Genomic DNA, 21,348 nt, shown 5'->3' with positions numbered 1-21,348 from the left:
TTTCAATCATGCTCGACAAACTTGAAATGTTCATAGCCGTGGCGCGCGAAGAGCATTTCGGCCGGGCGGCCGGCGCCCTGGGCATCACCCAGCCCACCCTGTCCGCCGGCATCCGCCAGCTCGAAGACCAGCTGGGCGTGCAGCTGATCTTTCGCGGCTCGCGCTACGGCGGGCTGACGCCCGAGGGCCAGAACGCCCTGCAATGGGCCCGCCGGATCGTGGGCGACGCCCGCCAGCTGAAGGAAGAGATGCGGTTCAAGCGCCACGGGCTGGCCGGTCAGCTGCGGATTGCAGTGATCCCCACGGCCCTGACCTGGGCCGCCCGGCTGTCGGCCCGGTTCACGCGCAAACACCCCAATGTGCGCATGACCCTGCTGTCGCGGGCCTCGGCCGAAATCCTGTCGATGATCGAAGATTTCTCAGTGGATGCAGGCATTTCCTACCTGGAGAACGAACCGATGGGCAAGGTCAGCACCGCCCCGCTCTACCGCGAGCGGTTCATGGTGATCTGCCACCGCGACGCGCCGATGGCCGCCCGTGACCGGGTCGACTGGGCCGACCTGGCCGGCGAACGGCTGTGCCTTTTGACCCCCGACATGCAGAACCGGCGCATCATCAACCGCCATTTCCTGGCCGCCGGGGTCAGCGTCGAACCGGGGATCGAGGCCAATTCCACCGTCGTGCTGATCGCCAATGTCGAGGAAGGCGACTGGATGACCGTGCTGCCCGCCGACATGGCCCGGTTCCTCTGCGCCGGCAAACCGCTGCGCATGGTACCCGTGGGCGCGGCCGAAGTGTCGGAAACCGTCGGGCTCGTGGCGCCCTGGCGCGAGCCCCACACGCCGGTGATCAAGGCCCTGTTGAGCGAAGCCCGGCGCATGTCCGAGCTGGATTGATAGAAATCCTCTATCGAACAACGGATCTGCATTATTGATTCTGGTATACCACACGTGGTTCTGTGGTCTCAGCAGACGGCCGCTCGCCACGCGATCCGGCCAGCCCCCGCGCCACACCCTGAGCCAGCCTGCCGGCCCGTTCCGCCGGCCATGGCCGGGGTCGCGCCGAGACACGGAGAGACACATGCCCATTCTTGATCCGATCCTCGACCCCGCCCTCCGGGGCACCGGCACATCCGCATCCGCCCCCGTCACGCCGGCACAGGGCCGACAGACCCCGGCGCGCGGCACCGCGCGGGCCCTGGCCCGGGCCCTGTCGCAGGGCGCTGGCTGGCGTCGCTTCATGGCCCATGACGAGGCCGGCGGCGCCGGGCTGGACCGGCTGATGCAAGCCGCCCGCGACGGCAATTGAGATACTGAAGTCCGGGGACGATCTCCCCCTGTCCCGGCCGGCGGTGCGGCCGGCGGGTCCGGCCTCCCGGCCCGTCAGCCGCTCCGCCGCTTTTCCATTCCGCGGGCCAGCGCATCCATCGCCCGGTGCAGCCCGATCGTCAGCAGGGCGACAACCAGCACGGCGGCGAACATCAGGTCGATCTTGGCCCGGCCATTGGCCAGCAGCATCAGGTAGCCCAGCCCGCGCGACGCGCCGACCCATTCCCCGATGATCGCCCCGATGGGCGCATAGACGGCCGCCAGGCGCAGGCCCGACAACAGGCCCGGCAGGGCCGCGGGCATGCGCACGTGCCACAACATGCGCAGCGGCCCGGCGCCCATCACCCGGGCCTGTTGCAGGTAGGCCGGGGGCGTGTTGACCAGGGCATCGTGAAAGGCCGAGGTCACCGGGAAATAGATGATCAGCAGGGCCATGGCGATCTTGGACGCCAGCCCATAGCCGAACCACAGGGTAAAGATCGGGGCCAGGGCAAAGACCGGCACCGACTGGCTGAGCACCAGCAACGGGCGCAGCAGCCGCGTGGCGGCGGGCGACAGGGCCAGGCCGATGGCCGTGATCCATCCAAGCGCCGCCCCCAGGGCCAGGCCGACCAGGATCTCGGCCAGGGTGACCAGGGCGTTCTCGGCCAGCAGGGCGCGGCTGGTCCAGGCGGTTTCGGCCACGCGCAGCGGGCCGGGCAGGATGAAGGGCGGCATGTCGAACAGGCTGACCAGCCCCTGCCACAGCACCAGGATCAGCACGACAGGCAGGGCCGGCAGGCCGGCGCGCAGCAGGGCGGTCATGCGGCCTCCAGCAACAGGCGGGTCAGCCGGCCGGTGACCTGCAGCGTGGCCGGCGCATCGGGCGGGCGGGGCATCGGCGGGGCATCGGGCGGCGTGGCGTCCTGCAGGCCGCCGGCGGTCAGGATCAGGATGCGCTCGCCCAGCCGGGCAGCCTCGGACGGATCATGGGTGACATGCAGCACGGTGCGCCCGCGCAGGGCGGCGGCGGCCAGGTCCTGCATCCGGGCGCGGGTGGCCACGTCGAGCGCCGAGAAGGGCTCGTCCAGCAGCACCACGGGCCGGTCCTCGTAGAGCGTGCGGGCCAGGGCCGCGCGCTGGCGCTGGCCGCCCGACAGGGCGCGGGGCCGGCGCCCGGCCATGTCGGCCAGGCCAACCCGGGCCAGCAGGGCATCGGCCCGGGCGGCATCGGGCCGGTCGCCGCGCAGCCGGGCGCCCAGCATGACATTGTCGCGCAGATCCAGCCAGGGCAGCAGCCCGTCCGACTGGCCCATCAGGGCCACCTGCCCGGCGCTGGCCGTGACCCGGCCGACGACGTCCAGCCCGGCATCCAGCCCGGCCAGGCAATGCAGCAGGGTCGACTTGCCCACGCCTGACGGCCCCAGCAGGCAGGTCCAGCGCCCGGCCTCGGCCCGCAGGTCGACCGGCCCCAGCAGGCGCGCGCGCCCGGCCATCACCCGGCCCGAAAAGACCAGCGCCGGGGCCGGCCCGCCGGATCCGGCCACAACGACCGGCCCGGCATCGACCCCGTCGCGCATCACGGGGCCAGCCCCATGTCCCAGAACCCGACCTCCAGCCGGGTGGCCGTGGTGAACCGCCGGCACAGCCCCGGCCAGCGCGGATGATCTACCGGATCGGCGCCCAGCCGACGGGCCACCGCCCCGTCGATCAGCCCGGCCACCTCGCCGCAGACGGCCTGGTAATCGGCCCCGGCATAGGTGTCGATCCAGGCGCGATAGGGCGTGTCGCCGGCCTCGGCCGCCAGCCGCGCGCCGATCTCGCCATAGCCCATGACACAGGGCGCCAGCGCGGCCAGCAGATCGGCGAAATCACCTGCATGGCCGGCATCGAGCACGTAGCGCGTATAGGCCAGGTTGCCCACATGCTCTTCGGCCGTGGCCAGCTGGGCCTCGGTGATGCCGGCCTCGGCGCAGATGCCCACGTGCAGGCGCATCTCGTCGTCGATCAGCGCCCGGGTCGTCGCCGCGCAGGCGCGCATCTCGTCGATCGTGTCGGCCTTGGTCACGCCAAGCGCCCAGGCCCGGGCGAAATGGACAAGGAACAGGTAATCCTGCACGAGGTAATGCAGAAAGGCCGCCCGGGGCAGCGAGCCATCGCCCAACCCCCGGACAAAGGCATGGCGCGTATAGGCGCCCCATGCCGGACCTGCCGCCGCCCGCCAGAGCGGAAAGACCAGACCTTCGGTCATCCGTCGGCCCCGGGCACCAGCGCCAGCTGGCCGACCGGGCGGATCCCTTCGGTCAGCCCGGCCTCGTTGAGGAACCGTTCGAACCGCATGTAGCGCCCGGCATCCAGCGCCGCCGGGCGCAGGGCAAAGCGGGGCAGCGTGTCGACCCAGGCCCGGGCGTTCAGCTCGTCGTCCAGCTCGGCCGAGGTGTCGCGAAAGATCTCCCAGCTTTCGACCGGGTGGTTGACCATGTATTGCACGGCCAGCTCGGTGGCGGTGAGGAAGCGGGCGATCATGTCGGCATCCATCGTGGCGGGATTGGCCACGTAGATCAGCTCGTCATAGGCCGGGATGCCATGTTCCTCGGGGTAGAAACAGCGCCCGTCGACGCCTTCGATCTGCATCTGGTTCAGCTCGAAATTGCGGAAGGCCCCGATCACGGCATCGACCTGGCCGGACATCAGCGAGGGCGAGAGCGACCAGTTGACATTGACCAGCTCGACATCGTCGACGCCCAGGCCTTCGGGGGCCAGCATGGCCGTCAGCAGGGCCTCTTCGACCCCGGCCACGGAAAAGCCGATCTTGCGGTCCTTGAGGTCGGCGAGGCTGGCGACCGGCCCGTCGTCGAGCACCAGCAGGCAGTTGAGCGGCGTGGCGACCAGCGTGCCGACCCGGGCCAGGGGCAGGCCCTCGGCGACCTGGAGGTGCAGCTGGGGCTGGTAGGAAATCGCCAGGTCGGCCCGGCCGGCGGCGGCCATCTTGGGCGGATCGGCCGGATCGGCCGGGGCGATGATCTCGACGTCCAGCCCGGCATCGGCGAAATAGCCCAGCTCGTCGGCAATGATGATCGGCCCGTGATCGGGATTGACGAACCAGTCCAGCACGAGCGTCATCTTGTCCTCGGCCAGGACGGGCAGGGCGGCAACGGAAAGCGGCAGCGCAAGGGCGCAGGCCAGTGTCAGGTGTTTCACGGGGTTTCTCCTCCGGTGGTGTCGCGGGGCGCGACGGATGGGGTGGGGGCCGGGCCCTCGCCCAGGGCGACAAGGGCGATCTCGCCCGGCCATTCGGCGGCCAGCCGGTCGGCCGCGCTCCAGGCGCGCTGGCCCGAGCGGCAGCAGAAGACGGCGCGCTGGCCCGGGGCCGGGCGCGGGCCGGACGGGCCGAAATCGGCCACCGCATGGCGCCGGGCGCCGGGCACGATCGGGCCTTCCTCGGGGCGGCGCAGGTCGACCAGGAAATCGCCCGGTGCGATGGCCGCCGGGGCGATGAACCGCGGGGCGCGGTCTGGTTCGGGCGCGCCGGTGAAATCGAACCCGCCGAAGCGGTGGCTCTGCCCGTCATAGCTGGCGATGCGGCCCAGCGGCGCGGGCGTCAGCCCGGCGGCCAGGGCCAGGGCCATCTGGGCCTGCAGGCTGCCCACCACGCCCACGACCGGACCCAGCACACCGTCTTCGGCACAGCTGCCCAGCCGGTCGGGCAGGTCGGGAAAGACCGCGCGCAGCGACGGCGCCCCGGCGCAGAACGCCCCGGCATAACCGCTGGTGCCGATGACCGAAGCGCTGATCAGCGGCAGACCCCGGGCCTGGCAGAGATCGGACAGGATGTAGCTGACGGCAAAGCTGTCGGCGCAATCGAGCACCAGGTCGACATCCAGCGCCAGCGCATCGGCATTGGCCGGGTCCAGCGCGGCCACCTCGGGCGTGACGCGGACCTCGGGGTTGAGACCGGCCAGCGCATCGGCCGCGGCCCGGGCCTTGGGCCGACCGATGTCCGACATGGCAAACAGCACCTGGCGGTGCAGGTTGCTGGCCTCGACCCGGTCGGGATCGACCAGCCGCACCGCCCCGACCCCGGCGGCAACGAGATATTGCAGGACCGGCGCGCCCAGCCCCCCGGCGCCCACGACCAGCAACCGCGCGGCGCGCAGGCGGTCCTGGGCATCGGGGCCAAAGCCCGGCACGGCCACCTGGCGGGCATAGCGGCTCATCGGGTCACCGCCACCCAGTCGCGCATCCGCGCCTCGGGGTCGGGGTTGAGCGTGATGTCGGTGACCACCGACACGATATCCGCCCCGGCGGCCAGCGCCAGCGGCGCCCGGTCCACCGACAGCCCGCCGATGGCAACCAGCGGCAGGTCACCGACCCGGTCCTTCCACTGGCGCACGCGGTCCAGCCCCTGTTCGTGCCATTTCATCTTTTTCAGGATCGTCGGCCAGACCGGGCCAAGGGCCACGTAATCGGGCGCGCAGGCCAGCGCGCGCTCCAGCTCGGCCTCGTCATGGGTCGACAGGCCCAGCTTCAGCCCCGCCGCCCGGATCGCGTCCAGGTCGGCCGTGTCCAGGTCTTCCTGGCCCAGGTGCACCCAGTCGCAGCCCAGCTCGATGGCCAGCTGCCAGTGATCGTTGACCACCATCACCGCCCCGGCCGCCCGGCACAGGTCGCGCCCGCGGGCCAGCAGCGCGCGCAGCTCGGGCTCGGGCCGGTCCTTGATGCGCAGCTGCACCAGCCGCGTTCCCAGCGGCAGCGCCCGGTCCAGCCAGTCGGGATGATCGAAGATCGGGTAGAACCGGTCGAGCGTCATTGCAGCACCGCCAGTCCCAGCAGCGGGGTCGAGGGCGCGGCCATGTCGCGCGGCTCCATCGGATCGGCCGCCCGGGCCTTGCGCCCGGCCTCCAGCGCCAGGGCAAAGGCCTCGGCCATGGCCGGCGGATCGCCCGCCCGGGCCACGGCCGTGTTCAGCAGCACCGCATCAAAGCCCAGCTGCATGGCCTCGGCCGCGTGGCTGGGCAGGCCCAGCCCGGCGTCGATGACCATCGGCACATCGGGGAACTGGGCGCGCAGGGTGCGCAGCCCGTAGGGATTGTTCAGCCCCAGCCCGGTGCCGATCGGCGCACCCCAGGGCATCAGCACCTCGCAGCCGGCCTCAAGCAGCCGGCCGCCCAGGATGCCGTCCTCGGTCGTGTAGGGAAACACCCGGAACCCGTCCTCGGTCAGGATGCGCGCGGCCTCGACCAGGCCGAAAGGGTCGGGCTGCAAGGTGTCGGCATGGCCGATGACCTCCAGCTTGATCCAGTCGGTGCCGAACAGCTCGCGGGCCATATGCGCCGTGGTCACCGCCTCGCGGACCGAATGACAGCCGGCGGTGTTGGGCAGCAGCGGAATGCCCAGGCCCCGGACAATGTCCCAGAAGCCCGACCCGTCGCCGCCCGCCGCCTCGCGGCGCAGCGACACCGTGGCCACCCCCGCGCCGGAACGCCGGAAGGCCTGTTCCAGGTCGGCCGGCGAGGGATATTGCGCCGTGCCCAGCATCAGCGGCGAGGCGATCTCGGTGCCATAGAAGATGGGCATCTCAGCCTCCCTGTTTCGGTGCGAGGATTTCCAGCCGGTCGCCCGGGGCCAGCGGCCGGTCGGCCCGGGCGGCGGCGGGCACAAAGCTTTCGTTCAGCGCCGTGGCCACCCGTGCGCCGCCATAGCCCAGCTCGTCGAGCGCGGCGGCCAGGGTGTCGGCGCGCAGCTCGGTCGGGGCGCCATTGACCATGATCTTCATTGCAGAACCTCCGGTGTGATGCCGTCCAGCAGCATCCCGGCCACCATCCGCGCCATCGCGGGGGCCAGGAGAAAACCGTGCCGGAACAGGCCATTGACAAGAATGCGATCCGCCTGCCGGGTGATCCGGGGCAGGTTGTCGGCAAAGGCCGGGCGGGCGTCGGCGCCGATTTCCAGCACCTCGGCCTCGCCCCAGGCCGGATGCAGCGCATAAGCCGCATTCAAGAGCTCGACCACAGAGCGCAGGCTGGCCGGCCCGCGCCCGTCGCTTTCGATCTGGGTCGCGCCCAGCATGTGCACGCCATCGCCGCGCGGCACGATGTAGAGCGGATGGCGCGGGTGCAGAAGGCGTACGGGCCGGTGCAGGGCCAGGCCCGGCGCGCGCAGCACGACCATCTCGCCGCGCACCCCGCGCAGCCCGTCCAGCCGGTCACGGGCGGCCAGGCCGCGACAATCGATGACCTGCCCTCGATCCGCCTTGCTCTGGCCCGCCGTGTCCACGTCATCCGGCGCAATGTCAGTTTCGATGGTGATGCCCCGTTCGGCCAGCCCCCGGCGCAGGGTGGCCAGCGCCGCGCGGGGCGACAGGTGGGCCTCGTCCGGGAAGTGCAGCCCCCGGCCAAAACGCCCGGCCAGGTCGGGTTCGAGCGCGGCCACCCCGGCCCCGTCAAGCAGCCGGTGATTGGCCGTGCGCCGGGCAAAGCGGTCCAGCTCCTGCCGGTCGCGCCCCAGGGCCAGCACCAGCGTGCCGGACGGTGTCACCTCGGCCCCGGCGGCCTGCCACCAGCCGGCCGCATCCCGGCCCAGGCGGATGACCGGCTCGGCCGCCGTCTCGCCTTCGCAATCGGGGGCCAGCATGCCCCCGGCCCACCAGGAACAGGCGCCCTCCCCCGGCCCGCCGGCCGGGTCGACGATGCGCAGGTCGACACCCCGGCCGGCCAGCTCATGCGCCACGCAAAGGCCGGCCACCCCGGCGCCCAGGATCGTCACCCGGGTCATGCCCAGGTCTCGTGGAAATGGTGGACCGGCCCGTGGCCCCGGCCGACATCCAGACCGTCGGCCCCGGCAATCGCCGCCTGCAGCCAGCCATGGGCCCGGCGCACGGCCGGTTCCAGCGCCATGCCCCGGGCCAGCCCGGCCGCAATGGCCGACGACAGCGAACAGCCCGTGCCATGGGTGTTGGCCGTGTCCCGGCGCGGGGCCTCGTAACAGGTCACACCGCCGCGCTCGACCAGCAGGTCGCGGCAGGTCTCGCCCCGGCCATGGCCGCCCTTCATCAAAACGGCCCCGGCACCCAGGGCGCGCAGGTCCTGGCCCTGTTCCAGCGCCGCATCGGTCGTTTCGGCCGGCGCGGTGTCGAGCAGGCGCGCTGCTTCGGGCAGGTTGGGGGTCAGCAGCGTCGCCCGGGGCAAAAGCAGCTCGCGCAGAGTGGCCACGGCCTCGTCGGCCAGCAGGGCATCGCCCGACTTGGCCACCATGACCGGGTCCAGCACCACCGGCCCGGTGAACCCGTCCAGCGCCCCGGCCACGGCCTGCATGATCGGCCCGGTGCCCAGCATGCCCAGCTTGACCGCATCGATGGCAATGTCATCGAGCACCGAGCGCACCTGGTCGGCCACCATCTGCGGTTCCAGCATGTGAACGGCCTGCACGCCGATCGTGTTCTGCGCGGTCACCGCCGTCAGGGCCGTGGCGCCATAGACGCCCAGGGCCGAGGCGGTCTTGAGATCGGCCTGGATGCCGGCGCCTCCGCCGCTGTCCGACCCCGCGATGATGAGCAGCTTTGCGACCTTGCCCATGGTCCCCTCCGGCTTTGGGCAGGACGGACAGGGGGCGGCGGCAGATGCAGGGACGGCGTGCGCCCGCATGGTCTCCGTTCCCTACGCCGGCATTGCCCGGATCAGGTTCGATGGGTCGGCGCGTTGCCTCTCAGCCCTGTTGCAGGGCACCCCAACGGATTCGCTGTCAGATTAGGGTGACATCATCCGCCCCGCAAGCCCGGGGCGACCGAAATGGTCAGGAAAGCCGAAAGGTCATTTGAAATCAGTCGCTTGAATCGCCCGGACGGACCAGCCCGGCGTCTTCCAGCTGTTCCCGGTCGGGCAGGTCGCGCAGGCTGTCCATGCCAAAGACGGCCAGGAACCGCTCGGTTGTCACAAAGGTGTAGGGCGCGCCGCGCCGGGGCGATCGCGGGCCGGTGGCGATCAGAGCCTGGGCGCTGAGCCGGCCGATCAGCTCGCGGGAAATCTCGCGGCCAAAGATCTCGGCCAGGCCGTCGCGGGTGATCGGCTGGTGGAAGGCGATGGCCGCCAGAACGGCCACGTCGAAATCCGACAGGTCCGGGCCCTGGTGGCCGGCATCGGCCGCCGCCCGGATGACCGGGCCATAAGCCGGGCGGGTGCGCAGCATCCAGCCATTGCCGATGCGCACGACGTCAAAGGGCCTTCCAGCCAGGTCGGCCGACAAGTCGTCGATCAGCAGGTCGACCGACACGCCGGGGCCGACGACCCGGGCCAGCTCTTCGCGCGGGACCGGCGCGGCGGTGGCAAAGAGCACGGCCTCGACCCGGTTCATCCATTCCCGCCAGCGCCGCTCGGGGGGCAGCGCGTCAAGCGCCCGGTCGATGCCCTCGGCCGGGTCCGGCCGGTGATCGGCATCCGCCCCGGCCATGGTCACACCCCGTACAGCCGGAACGTCGCCCGGCCGGTCAGCTCGCGCACCACGCCAAGCGCGACCAGCCGGTCGCAAAGCCGGCGGGCGGCGCGGTCGCTCATGAGATCGGACAGGGCCAGCGACGGCGACAGGGCATCGCGGGACAGGAAACGGGCCACGGCGGCATCCGAGGTCTTGCCCCGCAGGCGCGGCGCCACGGCGCGCAGGCGCCCGGCCCGGCGGGCCAGGTCGCCGGCCCGGGTGACGGCGGCGGTGGCCGAGGCGGTCACCGCGCGGTGGCAGGCGGCCTGCAATGCCGGGCCGGACAGGCGCAGGTCGCGGGCGGTCAGGCTGCCGGCCAGCAGGGGCAGGACATGATCCCAGCCCAGGGCACGCGACAGGGTGGCATCGGCCAGGACCAGGGCGGCGGGTTCTTCGCGCGGGCACAGCGCCAGGGCGGTTTCCAACATGGCCGCGGCGCGGGGCACGGGGCCGCCGGCCCGGGGCGGATCACCGGCCAGGGTGGACAGGGCATCGGGCAGCAGGCCGGTGAGCGGGGCGGTGGACAGGGGCCGTTCGGTCGCCCGCAGCCACAGCCGCAGCACCGCGCCGCCCGGCCCGGGCTGGTCGCCCGGGCGCAACAGGTGGACTTCGTCGCGCAGCTGGGCGGCGCTGTCGCGCCGGCCGGTCAGAGCCAGGCTGGCCGCTGCCGCGTCCAGCGACAGGCGGGCACGCAGAAGCGCCCGGGGCACGGCGGGCTGGCCTTCGGCCAGCTGCAACAGGGCCAGCGCCGCGCCCGAGACAAAGGCCCCGTCTTCGGCCGTGTCGGGCCGGGCGCGCAGGATCCAACCGGGCAGGGCCGGCAGGAGGTCGGGCATCGTGTCGGGCGGGCTGGCGTCATGCATGACCGGCAGGCTAAAGCCAAGCGGCGCTTTGCACCAGAATTTTGCGCGCCAACCGCCGCCCAAAGGCCCGTCCCCGCGCATTGCGCCCGGCCAAGGCCCGGTTTTGCCGCAGCCGGCCCGGCGCATGGCGGCCATGCGGCGCAAAAGACCCCGGCCCGGTCGCGGGCGATTGAATGCCCCGGGCCGGACGGCTACCGAAGGCGGGCACGACAGACGGACCCCCGACCATGACTTTCAGCCCCCGGCCCCCGCGATGACCGACGGCGCAGCCACCCCCGCCGCCGCGCCCCGGCCGCAAGACGACCGGCTGATGGGCCTGTTGCTGATCCTGGCCATGGCCACCGAATTGCTGGCCCGCATGACCGGCGCCTTCTCGGTCCAGGTCGTGGCCTGGCTGGCCATGGCCGCCGTCGTGATCGGCGCCCGGCGCCGGATCGGCCTGCGCGAGGGATACCTGCTGACGCTCTGTGCCGGGCTCAGCCTGGCCGTCTGGGCCACCGCTCCCGACCCCGGGGCCGAGCTGGGCGCGGCGCTCAGCCAGGCCAGCTTCCTGATGGCCTTTGTCCTGCTGCTGGGCCTGCTGCACGAGGCCGCCTCGACCTCGCCGTCGATCGACGCGCTGGGGCGCTACCTGTCGCGCCAGCCGGCCGGGCGGCGGTTCTATGCCCTGTTCGGGGGCACCGGGGTGATGGCCGTGCTGTTCAACGTGGGGGTGGTCAGCTTTCTGGTGCCCCTGATCCAGCGCGGCATCCGCTCGGCCGCGCCCGACGATCCGCTGAACCCGATCCGCGAGCGGCGCCAGGTCTCGGCCCTGCTGCGCGGCTTTGCCTGGTGCGTGATCTGGTCGCCCACGGCCGTCGCCCCGCTGGCCTTGATGGAGCTGATCCCCGGGGTCGACCGCCGGCTGTGGATCTTCATCGGCATGGGTGTCTTTGTCCTGTTCATGGTGCTGGGCGCGACCGAGGATGCCCTGCGGTTCCGGGCCTACAAGCCCCGGGCGAAACAGGTGAAACCGGTCTTTCCCGGCCATGCCGCGGCGATGTTCGGCCTGGCCTGCGCCTGGCTCTTCGCGCTCAGCATCACGGTCAGCCAGCTGTTGGACGACACGATCATCTTCGGCCTGATGGCCGTCTGCCCGGTCATGCTGATCGGCTGGATCATCGTCCAGAACCATGCTGCCGGGCGGGTCGACTGGCCCGTTGTCGGCGGCCGGCTGCGCCAGATCGGCTTTGGCAGCCTGCCCCATTCGGCCCGTGTCGCCGTGACCCTGGCCTGTTCGGGCTTCATCGGCCGGGCGGCCTCGTCGCTGGTGCCGGCCCAGGCCGTGGCCGACCGGCTGGGGCTTGAGATGATGCCCGATTTCGCCCTGCTTTCGGCCATCCCGCCCGCCATCATGGCCATGAGCCTGCTCGGCCTCAGCCCGATCATGACGGCCGTGTTCTTTGGCTCGTTCTTCGGCAGCCTGGCCGTCATGCCGGCCAATGCCACGCTGGTCGCCCTGTCGATCTCGATGGGCTGGTCGCTCAGCATGTTCCTGTCGCCGTTCTCGACCGTCGTGCTGCTGATCGACCGGGTCGGGGGCTATGCGCCCCGGGTGCTGACGTGGAAGTGGAACCTGGCCTACGGGCTGGTCTCGATCCTGGCCATGGTGCCGCTCTTCGCCCTGCTGGTCGCCCTGGTCGGGCCCTGAGCGGCACGGGGCGACACGGGGCGGCACCCGCGCCCCGGGGCCGATGGCCGGGGGGCGCGGGACCAGGTGACAACGGGCCGCTCAGGCCCTCCGGTCACAGGTACTTGCGGAACCAGTCGATGGTGCGTTCCCAGGCCAGCTCGGCCATGGCCTCGTCATAGCGCGGGGTGGAATCGTTGTGGAACCCGTGGTTGGCGTCTTCGTAGACATAGGCCTCGTAGACCTTTTCATTGGCATCCAGCGCGGCCTGGTAGGCCGGCCAGCCGGCGTTGACCCGTTCGTCCAGCGCACCGTAATGCAGCAGCAGCGGGGCCTGGATGCGCGGGACATCCTCTGCCGCGGCCTGGCGGCCATAGAAGGGCACCGCCGCGCCCAGTTCGGGATAAGCCACGGCCGCCGCGTTGGACACGCCGCCGCCATAACAGAAGCCGGTGATGCCGACCTTGCCGGACACGTCCTCATGGGCCATCAGGAATTCGATCGCCGCGAAGAAATCGTTCATCAGCTTCTCGCCGTCGACCTGCTGCTGCAGGGCGCGGCCTTCTTCGTCATTGCCCGGATAGCCGCCCATCGGCGTCAGCCCGTCGGGCGCCAGGGCGATGAACCCGGCCTTGGCCACCCGCCGGGCGACATCCTGGATATAGGGGTTGAGGCCGCGGTTCTCGTGGACGACCACAACGCCCGGCGCGGTTTCGACGCCGGTGGGCCGCACCATGTAGGCGCGGATCTCGCCATGGCCGTTGGGCGAGGGATAGGTGATCCATTCGGCCCGGATCTCGGGATCGTTGAAGCTGACCTGTTCGGCCATGGCATAGTTGGGCGACATCATGCCCAGGATCGCCGCAGCGGTCAGCCCGCCGACGGCGAACTTGCCGGCCTTGTCCAGGAACTCGCGCTTGGTGATCATGCCATGGGCATAGAAATCGTAGAGCTCGAGCAGCTCGGGGCTGAAATCGGCCGCGGTCATGCGGGAATGTTCGGTCATCGGGTCGTCCTCCTCGGTTGGATGGGGGGCCGCCGCGGGTGGATCACCCGGCCGGGAACAAGGGGCGGGCCCGGCTCATTCAGCCGGGGTCGTGGCCGGGTCGGGATCGGGCGCATCACCGGCCTGTTGCGGCTCGGCCGGGCCGCCGCGCACGGATTCGACCAGGAAATAGATCACCGGGGTGACAAAGAGGGTCAGCACGAAGGCAAAGCTGAGCCCGCCGGTGATGACCAGCCCGATGGCAATGCGGCTTTCCGCCCCCGCCCCCGAGGCCATGGCCAGGGGCACGGCGCCCAGCACGGTGGCAATGGTGGTCATGGTCACCGGGCGCAGCCGGGTCACGGCGCCTTCGATGGCCGCATCGCGCAGGGCCGCGCCGCCCTCGCGCAGCTGGTTGGAAAACTCGACCATCAGGATGCCGTTCTTGGCCATCAGCCCGACCAGCAGGACCAGCCCGACCTGGCTGAAGATGTTGACGGTCTGCCCGGCCAGCCAGAGCGTGAGCACCGCCCCGCTCAGGCCCAGCGGCACGGTCAGCAGGATGACCAGCGGCGTGCGAAAGCTTTCGAACTGGGCGGCCAGCACCAGGAAGACAATGGCCAGGGCCATGCCAAAGACCATCGACATGCCGCCCGAGGCGCGCAGGTAATCGGCCGCCTGGCCCTGCCAGGCCAGCACCGCCCCGGGGGGCAGCTCGGCCACGGCGGCTTCGACCCGGGCCATGACCTGGGCCAGGTCGGCCCCTGCCACCAGGTCGGATTCCATCTCGACGGAATGAACCCGGTTGAACCGGTTGATCGCCGGCACGGTGGCCTCGGTCTCGACGCTGGCAAAGGCCGACAAGGGCACAAGGTCCCCCCGGTCGTTGCGCAGAAGGATCGACATCAGGTCCTCGGGGCTGTCGCGATCCTCGGGCGCGGCCTGCAGGATGACCGGGTATTGCCGGCCGTTCGAACTGTATTCGCCGATGGTCTGCGAGGCGATCAGCGTGCGCAGGGTCGAGGACACGGTCTGCGCGTCCAGGCCCAGGTCCTGGGCCCGCAGCCGATCGACCGACAGGGTCGCCCCGGGCTGGTTGGCCGCATGGCCGACCTCGACGCCGCTGAGATCCGGGTCGGCTTCGAGCACGACGGCCAGCTCTTCGGCCCAGGCCGCGGCGCGGTCGATGTCGGGGCCGCCCAGCATGAAGCTGAGCCCGCCGCGCCCGCCTCCGATGCGCAGGCCGCTGGACGGGCGCACCCAGGTCGCGGCCTCGGATATGCCCGACAGCGGGCCGCGCAGATCGGCGATGACATCGCGCACCGACAGGTCGCGGTCCTGCCAGGGCACCAGGTTGACGAAGATCATCGCCCGGCGCAGCTCGCCCCACATGCCGACGATGGTTGTCACGTTGGTCACCACGCCTTCGTCGCGCAGCGGCTCCAGCAGCGCTTCGACCTTGCGCGTCGCGGCATCGGTATATTCCAGGTTCGATCCCTGCGGCGCGGTGATGTAGATGCGGAACTGGCCGCGGTCTTCCTCGGGGGTGACCTCCTTGGGCAGCGAGAAATAGAGCGCGGCCGAGGCGGCAACGGCAAAGCCGGTGAAGGCCAGCAGGATCTCGGGCGCGCGCATGACCCCGTTCAGCCCGGCGCGATAGCCCCGTTCGACCCAGCCGATCACGGCATTGACGCCCCGGGTCAGCAGGTTGGGCCGGTCCTCGCGGGGCAGCAGCCGGGCGGCCAGGGCCGGCGACAGGGTCAGGGCGACAAAGCCCGACACCGACACGGCCACGGCCAGCACGATGCCGAACTCGGCAAAGATCTGGCCGATCTCGCCTTCCATGAAACTGACCGGCAGGAAGACGGCGATCAGCACGGCGGTGGTGGCGATGACGGCAAAGTTGACCTGGTTGGCCCCCAGCCGGGCGGCTTCGGACCGGCTGGCGCCCATGGCCCGGTGACGCTGGATGTTCTCCAGCACGACGATGGCGTCATCGACGACCAGCCCGATGGCCAGGATCATGGCAAAGAGCGTCATGATGTTGATCGTGAAGCCCAGCAGCAGCATGGCCAGCGCCGCGCCCAGGATCGAGATCGGGATCGTGACCACGGGCACCAGCGACAGCCGGGCCGAGCCCAGGAACAGGAAGATCACGGCCGTCACCAGGCCCACGGCCTCGGCAAAGACATGGGCCACCTCGTTCAGCGTGGTCTGGATGAACAGCGCCTCGTCGGTGGTGATTTCCAGGGTCATGTCGGCCGGCAGCGTCGGGCGCATCAGGGCCAGCTCGGCCTTGACGGCCTGGCTGATGGCCACGGTGTTGGCCTGGGCCTGGGGCTGGATGCCCAGGCCCAGCCCGGTGCGGCCATCCGAGCGAAAGCTGCTTTCCGAGGCCGAGGGCCCGGATTCGATCCGCGCCACGTCGCCCAGGCGCAGCGGGCGCACGCCGTCGTCGCGGATGACCAACCCGGCAAATTCCTCGGCCGAGGTGAACCGCGTGCGGGCCAGCAGCTGCAGCTGGCGGGCGCCGGTCTCGATCTCGCCGGCGGGCAGTTCGATGTTGTTGGATTGCAGGGCCTGGGTGATGTCGCCGGTGGTCACGCCATGGGCGGCCATCAGGTCGGCATCCAGCCAGATGCGCATCGCCGGGGCCCGTTCGCCGAAGATCGCCGCATTGGCCACCCCGGGCAGCCGGGCCAGCCGGTCGGTGATGTAGCGCTCGGCGTAATCCGACAGTTCGAGCGGCGACATCGAGGCCGAGGACAGGCTGAGCCGGACCACCGGGTCGCTCTGGCTGTCGTTCTTCCAGACGATCGGCGCGTCGGCCCCGTCGGGCAGGTTGCGCGCGGCCCGGTCGATCGCCGTGCGCACGTCATTGGCCGCGCTGTCGATGTCGCGCGAGGGTTCAAAGATCAGCACCGTGCGCGACCGGCCCCGCTCGCTTTCGGTGTCCATGCTCTGCAGGCCCGAAATGCCGGCCAGCGCGCCTTCGATGACCGAGGCCACCTGGCTGTCGATGACATCCGGCGCGGCGCCGGTGTAATTGACCACGATGGACAGCCGGGCGCTGTCGACCTGGGGCAGCTCGCGGACCGGCAGGCGGGTCAGGGCCACGGCCCCGACCAGCACGATCAGCAGGTTGAACACCGCCGACATGACGGGCCGGCGGATGGACATGTCGGGAAGGCTCATTGCCCGGCCTCCGAAAGCTGGACCCCGGTGACCTCGATCTCGGAGCCGTCGCCGATGCGGTGCAGGTTGGTCACGATGACCGGCGCGCCGGCGGCCAGGTCGGTGCCTGTGACCTCGACCAGGTCGCCCTGCTGGCTGCCGGTGCCGACCTCGACCCGCTGGGCCACGCCGTCGACGGCCAGGTGGATGAAGGCGCTGGCCCCGGCGACCGACAGGGCTCGTTCGGGCACCGCCGGTGCCTGGCGCTGGCCCAGCACCAGCGACACGCGCATGAACATGCCGGCGGTCAGCCGGCCGTCGTCGTTGGGCACCGCCGCGCGCAGGGCGATCGACCGGGTGGTCTGGTCGACCCGCGTGTCGATGGCCCGGATCGTGGCGGTGAAGGTCTCGGCCGGATAGGCCGGCGACGACAGCGCCACCTGCTGGCCCAGGGCCAGCCGGGCGATGAACCGCTCCGGCACGCTGAAGGCCACCTCGACGACCGAAAGGTCGTCGAGCGTGGTGATCTCGGTCGAACTGTCGATCAGCTGGCCCAGGGCCAGGTCGGTCAGGCCGACCACCCCGGCGAAGGGCGCGCGCAGAACCCGGTCGTCCAGCGTGTTGATGGCCATGTCGCGCTCGGCCTCGGCCCGCAGCATGGCCGCCCGGGCGGCCTGAAGGGTGGCCTCGGCGGCGCTGCCCCGCTGTTCCAGTTGCTGCTGGCGGTCAAAGGCCGCTTCGGCCTCGGCCACGGTGGCTTCGGCCGAGGCCAGCCCGGCGCGGGCGGCGGCATCGTCGAGCCGGACCAGCGCCTGGCCGGCGGCCACGCGGTCCCCGGCGGCAAAGGCCACCTCGGTCACCCGGCCCGACGCCGTGGGCTGCAACACGACCGATTGGCGGGCCAGGGTCGTACCCACGGCCTCGACGGTCTCGGAAAAGGTCAGGATCTCGACCGGCAGGGTTTCCACCGCGATCGGCCCGCCGCCGCGTCCCCCGCCCTGGGCAGGCGGTGTCGCGGCCAACATGTCCTCGGTGAAGACAAAGCCACCGACGGCGGCGGCGCATAACAGGATCAGTCCGAAGAGGATTCGGATGGCTTTCATGGGGCGTGCTCCGGTCCGGCGGGTCGCGGGACGGAACCCATCCCGACCCGGGGCAAGGATGCCGGGCGTGCCGCGTTGCGGCAATCAAACTTAACGTGTGGCGGCAAGGGAGGCATGCTTCAGCTTCTCCTCAGCTTCATCTCTTAGCATGGTGAATCGTGCGGCCGGGCGGATCGGCGGAAACCGCAGGTCGACCCGCAGGCCGCCCAGCCCGCCCGGCCCGTCGGACCGGCCCAGGGTGATCGCCGCGCCCAGCCTCTGGGCGACCGAGGCGACAATGGCAAGGCCCAGCCCGGCCCCGTCGGCGCTGCTGCGCGGTCCCCGGCGGAACCGGTCGAACAGCCCGGCCCGATCGGGTTCGGCAATGCCCGGCCCGCTGTCCTCGACACACAGCCAGGCCCCGCCATCGTCCTCCGGGCCATCGGCCGCGCCGCCCTGGTCGCCGCCCCCCGCCGGGCCACAGCTGACCCGGATGCGCGCGCCCGTCCCGGCATGGTGCACGGCGTTCTCGATCAGGTTGCCCAACACCATCTCGATATCGGCGGGCATCGCCCGCACCCGGGCCGGGGCACAATCGAGCTGCAGGTCGGTGTCGTGCAGCACGGCCAGCGGGAACAGGTCCGACACGATGGCCACGGCCTGTTCGTCCAGCCGGATCTCGGCCGCCGCGCCACCGTCATCGGCATCGGCCCGGGCCAGGCGCAGCAGCTGTTGCACCAGCCGCGTCGACCGGCCCACGCCCCGCAGGATCTGGTCCAGCGCCGCGCCGGTCTCCGCGTCCAGCCGGCTGCGGTCGATCGTGTCGACCTGGGCCCGGATCGCGGCCAGCGGCGTGCGCAGTTCATGGCTGGCATCGGCCACGAAGCGCCGCTCGCGGTCGACGGCCAGGCGCATCCGGCCCAGCAGGTGGTTCAGCGCCTCGACCACCGGGCGCAGCTCGGTCGGCAGGTCGCGCCCGCGCAGCGGGTCGAGCTGGTCGGGGTGGCGGTCTTCGAGCTCGGCGCGCAGGTCGTCCAGCGGGCGCAGCGCCCGGGTGATGGCCACCAGCACGACGCCCAGCATGGCCAGCAGCCCCAGCGCCATGGGCAGGGCCGCCCCGGCCGCGACCTGGGTGATCAGCTGGCGCACCTCGTCGCGTTCCAGCCCGGCCACGACGGTGATCTGCCCGCCCCGGGCGGTTTCCCGGGCCAGGTAATAGCGCGGATCGCCGTCGCCGGTCAGCTCGCTGATCCCGTCCGGCGCCCGGGCCGAGCGCAGCACCGGCTGGCCCTGGCGGAAGACCACGACAAAGATGTTGCGATCGCGCCGGGCCCGCACGCTGTCGACCACGGCCTCGGGGGTCAGCGCGCTGTCGTCCAGCACCTGGGCCAGGGCAAAGGCCATGTGGTCGAGCTGGTCGACATAGCTGTCCTCGATCTCGTCCCAGCTGCGCATCAGGATGAAGGCGCTGCCGATCAGCCAGACCAGCACCAGCGCCGGCACCAGCCCGCGCAGCAACCGCCCGCGCAGCGAGGCCGCCCCGCTCATGGGATCATGTAGCCGACGCCCCGCAGGGTGCGGATGCGGTCGGCTCCGATCTTGCGGCGCAGGGCCGAGACATAGACTTCGACGGTGTTGCTTTCGGCCCCGTCGTCCCAGCCGTACAGCATCTGTTCCAGCTGGGCCTTGGGCACCACCCGCCCGCGCCGTTCGGCCAGGTAGACCAGCAGGCGGAATTCCTTCTGGGGCAGGTGCAGCGGCCGGCCGTCGACGGCCACGCTGTTGGCGCCCAGGTCGACGGTCAGCGCGTCCAGCGTGATGCGGTCGTCGCCCCGGCCCTGGGCCCGGCGCAGCAGGGCCCGGCAGCGGGCCAGCAGCTCGCCGGTGTCGAAGGGCTTGAGCAGGTAATCGTCGGCCCCGTTGTCCAGGCCCAGGATGCGGTCTTCGACCCCGTCGCGGGCGGTCAGCACCAGGACCGGCGTGGCATCGCCCCGGTCCCGCAGGTCGCGCAGCACCGACAGGCCGTCGCGCCCGGGCAGGCCGAGATCGAGCACGACAAGGTCGAACCCGCCCGAGGCCAGCGCCGTGGCCGCGGCCTCGCCATCGCGGATCCAGTCGACGCGCGCGCGGTCGCGGCCAAGGCTCTTGACCAGCGCATCCCCGACAAGCGGGTCGTCTTCGACAAGCAGGATACGCATGGACCGGTCCGCGCGGTTGAGTGACGCGCGACCATAATCGGCCAAGCTGAAGGCAAACTGAAGCCCCGGTCGCACCGGGCCACACCCGCGGGTGTCCGGCCGACCTGCCCGGCCGATCACGCCGGCGAGAGCCAAGGCATTCCGGGGGCTTGCGCAATTCCCGATATATCTTATATCTCGATATATCGAATCATGAGGAGCCTGCATTGACACAGGACAACGAAGAGCTTCGCCCCGCCCGCCGCGAAAAATCGCGCGAGAAGGGCCGCGAGAAGCTGCGCGGCGACGGTGGCCGGAAGGGCCGCAAGGGAGACCGGGGCGAAAAAGGCGAGAAATCCGGCAAGGGCGGCCGTCACCGCGGCCGCCGGCTGTTCGAATACGGCGAATTGCGCCTGCTGATCCTGGCGATGATCGCCGAACAGCCCCGCCACGGCTACGAGATCATCAAGGAGATCGAAGACCGGTTCGACGGCATCTACAGCCCCAGCCCGGGGGTGATCTATCCGGCCTTCACCTGGCTGGAGGAATCGGGCTTTGCCACCGTCGAAACCGACACATCCGGGCGCAAGAGCGCGCGGATCACCGAACAAGGCCAGGCCTTCCTGACGGCCAACGCCGAGGCCGCCGACGAGCTGCGCCAGCGCCAGATGCCGCGCGGCCGGCGGGGCAACGCGCCCAAGCCGATCGTGCGGGCCATGGACGAGATCAAGGCCGCCCTGCGCGACCGGCTGGCCGATGACACCGCCGATGCCGCGCTGGTCGAGGCCCTGGCCGAGCGCCTGCGTGCCGCCGCCCGCGACCTGCTGGCCGTGGCGCCCGCACCCGGGGCGCCCGCCGACCCTGCCGAACCGGCCGAGCAGGTGATCATCCGCCACCGCCACGAGCTGAAGCGCCGCAGCCTGACCGTGCGCGAAACGGGATACCTGACGCCGCACATGATCCGCATGGTGCTGGAAAGCGACGACCTGGCCGATTTCGTCAGCCTGGGCGCCGACGACCACATCAAGCTGTTCTTCGGTGAGGGTGACGACCGCCAGATGCGCGACTACACCCCCCGGTCCTATGACACCGCCGACCGCTCGCTGGTGGTGGATTTCGCCGTGCATGACGCCGGGCCGGCCACGGCCTGGGCGGTCGGCGCCCGGGCCGGCGACACGCTGGACATCGGCGGGCCGCGCGGGTCGGCCGAGATCGCGCCGATCTTCGACTGGTACCTGCTGGTCGGCGACGAAACCGCCCTGCCCGCCATCGGCCGCAAGACCGAAGAGCTGGGCGCGGGCACGCAGGTCGTGACGCTGGTGGCCGTGCCGGGGGCCGAGGACGAACAGGCGCTGGTCACACAGGCCGATCACCAGGCTCATTGGGTGCACCGCCCGGTGGCCGAGGCCGGGGCCATCGCGCCGCTGCTCGACGCCGCGCGCGGGCTGGAACTGCCCGAGGGCAAGGGCTTTGTCTGGATCGCCGCCGAAGCCCAGGTGGCCCGGGCGCTCAAGACCCATTTCCTGACCGACCGGAACCACCCGGCGCCCTATCTCAAGGCCGCGGGCTATTGGATCGCGGGCAATGCCGGCGACAGCGACAAGGCGCTCGACTGAGCCGCG

21 protein-coding genes and 1 riboswitch are annotated in these 21,348 nt (G+C 71.4%); of the genes, 4 read left to right on the top strand and 17 right to left on the bottom strand.

From position 1 onward, the window contains the following. The first annotated feature begins 8 nt into the window (after window positions 1–8). Both ACK3BB_RS22005 and ACK3BB_RS22000 read left to right on the top strand, forming a co-directional pair. Window positions 9–896 carry a LysR family transcriptional regulator gene (locus ACK3BB_RS22005; RefSeq protein WP_428929019.1) on the top strand — a complete coding sequence of 296 codons (888 nt, stop codon included), beginning with the start codon at window positions 9–11 and terminating at the stop codon, window positions 894–896. Window positions 897–1,080: 184 nt separating this feature from the next. Beyond that, window positions 1,081–1,308: a hypothetical protein gene (locus tag ACK3BB_RS22000; RefSeq protein WP_428929018.1), complete on the top strand. Its 228-nt coding sequence runs from the start codon at window positions 1,081–1,083 to the stop codon at window positions 1,306–1,308. 74 nt (window positions 1,309–1,382) lie between these two features. Here the strand turns inward: ACK3BB_RS22000 and ACK3BB_RS21995 are convergent, their stop codons facing one another. The 12 genes from ACK3BB_RS21995 to ACK3BB_RS21940 form a co-directional block, all read right to left on the bottom strand. Further along, complete coding sequence (locus ACK3BB_RS21995) at window positions 1,383–2,132, bottom strand: ABC transporter permease (protein ID WP_428929017.1); 750 nt, start codon at window positions 2,130–2,132, stop codon at window positions 1,383–1,385. Next, the gene (locus tag ACK3BB_RS21990) at window positions 2,129–2,887 is read right to left on the bottom strand and encodes an ABC transporter ATP-binding protein (RefSeq protein ID WP_428929016.1); all 759 of its coding nucleotides are present in this window, start codon (window positions 2,885–2,887) and stop codon (window positions 2,129–2,131) included. Before ACK3BB_RS21990 ends, ACK3BB_RS21995 begins: the two co-directional genes overlap by 4 nt. Beyond that, window positions 2,887–3,558 (bottom strand): TenA family protein, encoded by a 672-nt coding sequence (locus ACK3BB_RS21985; RefSeq protein WP_428929015.1) that lies wholly within the window; start codon window positions 3,556–3,558, stop codon window positions 2,887–2,889. The genes ACK3BB_RS21990 and ACK3BB_RS21985 overlap by 1 nt, the downstream gene beginning before the upstream one ends. Further along, entirely contained in the window at window positions 3,555–4,508 is a 954-nt protein-coding gene (locus ACK3BB_RS21980; RefSeq protein WP_428929014.1) for an ABC transporter substrate-binding protein, read from the bottom strand. Before ACK3BB_RS21980 ends, ACK3BB_RS21985 begins: the two co-directional genes overlap by 4 nt. Continuing rightward, window positions 4,505–5,524: a HesA/MoeB/ThiF family protein gene (locus tag ACK3BB_RS21975; RefSeq protein WP_428929013.1), complete on the bottom strand. Its 1,020-nt coding sequence runs from the start codon at window positions 5,522–5,524 to the stop codon at window positions 4,505–4,507. Before ACK3BB_RS21975 ends, ACK3BB_RS21980 begins: the two co-directional genes overlap by 4 nt. After that, window positions 5,521–6,117 carry a thiamine phosphate synthase gene (locus ACK3BB_RS21970; RefSeq protein WP_428929012.1) on the bottom strand — a complete coding sequence of 199 codons (597 nt, stop codon included), beginning with the start codon at window positions 6,115–6,117 and terminating at the stop codon, window positions 5,521–5,523. The genes ACK3BB_RS21975 and ACK3BB_RS21970 overlap by 4 nt, the downstream gene beginning before the upstream one ends. Beyond that, complete coding sequence (locus ACK3BB_RS21965; protein ID WP_428929011.1) at window positions 6,114–6,884, bottom strand: thiazole synthase; 771 nt, start codon at window positions 6,882–6,884, stop codon at window positions 6,114–6,116. The genes ACK3BB_RS21970 and ACK3BB_RS21965 overlap by 4 nt, the downstream gene beginning before the upstream one ends. A gap of 1 nt (window position 6,885) precedes the next feature. Beyond that, the gene (gene thiS, locus ACK3BB_RS21960) at window positions 6,886–7,083 is read right to left on the bottom strand and encodes a sulfur carrier protein ThiS (RefSeq protein WP_428929010.1); all 198 of its coding nucleotides are present in this window, start codon (window positions 7,081–7,083) and stop codon (window positions 6,886–6,888) included. After that, on the bottom strand, window positions 7,080–8,081 hold the full coding sequence (thiO, locus tag ACK3BB_RS21955) for a glycine oxidase ThiO (protein ID WP_428929009.1): 1,002 nt from the start codon (window positions 8,079–8,081) through the stop codon (window positions 7,080–7,082). The genes thiS and thiO overlap by 4 nt, the downstream gene beginning before the upstream one ends. Next, a complete protein-coding gene (thiD, locus tag ACK3BB_RS21950; protein WP_428929008.1) occupies window positions 8,078–8,881 on the bottom strand; it encodes a bifunctional hydroxymethylpyrimidine kinase/phosphomethylpyrimidine kinase in 804 nt (267 codons plus the stop codon). Before thiD ends, thiO begins: the two co-directional genes overlap by 4 nt. Window positions 8,882–8,942: 61 nt before the next feature. Beyond that, a riboswitch (TPP riboswitch) is annotated at window positions 8,943–9,045 on the bottom strand. Between the two features lie 80 nt (window positions 9,046–9,125). Beyond that, window positions 9,126–9,752, bottom strand: a complete 627-nt coding sequence (gene scpB / locus ACK3BB_RS21945; protein ID WP_428929007.1) for an SMC-Scp complex subunit ScpB — start codon at window positions 9,750–9,752, stop codon at window positions 9,126–9,128. Between the two features lie 2 nt (window positions 9,753–9,754). Beyond that, window positions 9,755–10,639, bottom strand: a complete 885-nt coding sequence (locus tag ACK3BB_RS21940; protein WP_428929006.1) for a DUF1403 family protein — start codon at window positions 10,637–10,639, stop codon at window positions 9,755–9,757. A gap of 253 nt (window positions 10,640–10,892) precedes the next feature. Between ACK3BB_RS21940 and ACK3BB_RS21935 the strand changes: the two genes are divergently transcribed. Further along, entirely contained in the window at window positions 10,893–12,329 is a 1,437-nt protein-coding gene (locus tag ACK3BB_RS21935; protein ID WP_428929005.1) for a hypothetical protein, read from the top strand. A gap of 94 nt (window positions 12,330–12,423) precedes the next feature. Here ACK3BB_RS21935 and yghX read toward each other — a convergent pair whose 3' ends face one another. From yghX to ACK3BB_RS21910, 5 genes are all read right to left on the bottom strand, one after another. Next, the gene (yghX, locus tag ACK3BB_RS21930; RefSeq protein WP_428929004.1) at window positions 12,424–13,314 is read right to left on the bottom strand and encodes a YghX family hydrolase; all 891 of its coding nucleotides are present in this window, start codon (window positions 13,312–13,314) and stop codon (window positions 12,424–12,426) included. Window positions 13,315–13,389: 75 nt separating this feature from the next. Continuing rightward, window positions 13,390–16,488 carry an efflux RND transporter permease subunit gene (locus ACK3BB_RS21925; RefSeq protein ID WP_428929003.1) on the bottom strand — a complete coding sequence of 1,033 codons (3,099 nt, stop codon included), beginning with the start codon at window positions 16,486–16,488 and terminating at the stop codon, window positions 13,390–13,392. Continuing rightward, window positions 16,485–17,570, bottom strand: a complete 1,086-nt coding sequence (locus tag ACK3BB_RS21920) for an efflux RND transporter periplasmic adaptor subunit (RefSeq protein WP_428929002.1) — start codon at window positions 17,568–17,570, stop codon at window positions 16,485–16,487. The genes ACK3BB_RS21925 and ACK3BB_RS21920 overlap by 4 nt, the downstream gene beginning before the upstream one ends. Window positions 17,571–17,660: 90 nt before the next feature. Continuing rightward, complete coding sequence (locus ACK3BB_RS21915; RefSeq protein ID WP_428929001.1) at window positions 17,661–19,097, bottom strand: ATP-binding protein; 1,437 nt, start codon at window positions 19,095–19,097, stop codon at window positions 17,661–17,663. Then, window positions 19,094–19,747 (bottom strand): response regulator, encoded by a 654-nt coding sequence (locus tag ACK3BB_RS21910; RefSeq protein WP_428929000.1) that lies wholly within the window; start codon window positions 19,745–19,747, stop codon window positions 19,094–19,096. Before ACK3BB_RS21910 ends, ACK3BB_RS21915 begins: the two co-directional genes overlap by 4 nt. Window positions 19,748–19,953: 206 nt before the next feature. Between ACK3BB_RS21910 and ACK3BB_RS21905 the strand changes: the two genes are divergently transcribed. After that, the gene (locus tag ACK3BB_RS21905) at window positions 19,954–21,342 is read left to right on the top strand and encodes an SIP domain-containing protein (protein ID WP_428928999.1); all 1,389 of its coding nucleotides are present in this window, start codon (window positions 19,954–19,956) and stop codon (window positions 21,340–21,342) included. The last annotated feature ends 6 nt before the right edge of the window (window positions 21,343–21,348 follow it).

This window comes from Marinibacterium sp. SX1 (assembly GCF_050389775.1).
Lineage (GTDB): Bacteria > Pseudomonadota > Alphaproteobacteria > Rhodobacterales > Rhodobacteraceae > Marinibacterium.
Note: the sequence above shows the minus strand (reverse complement) of the source record. Positions and strands in the feature narration are given on the sequence as shown.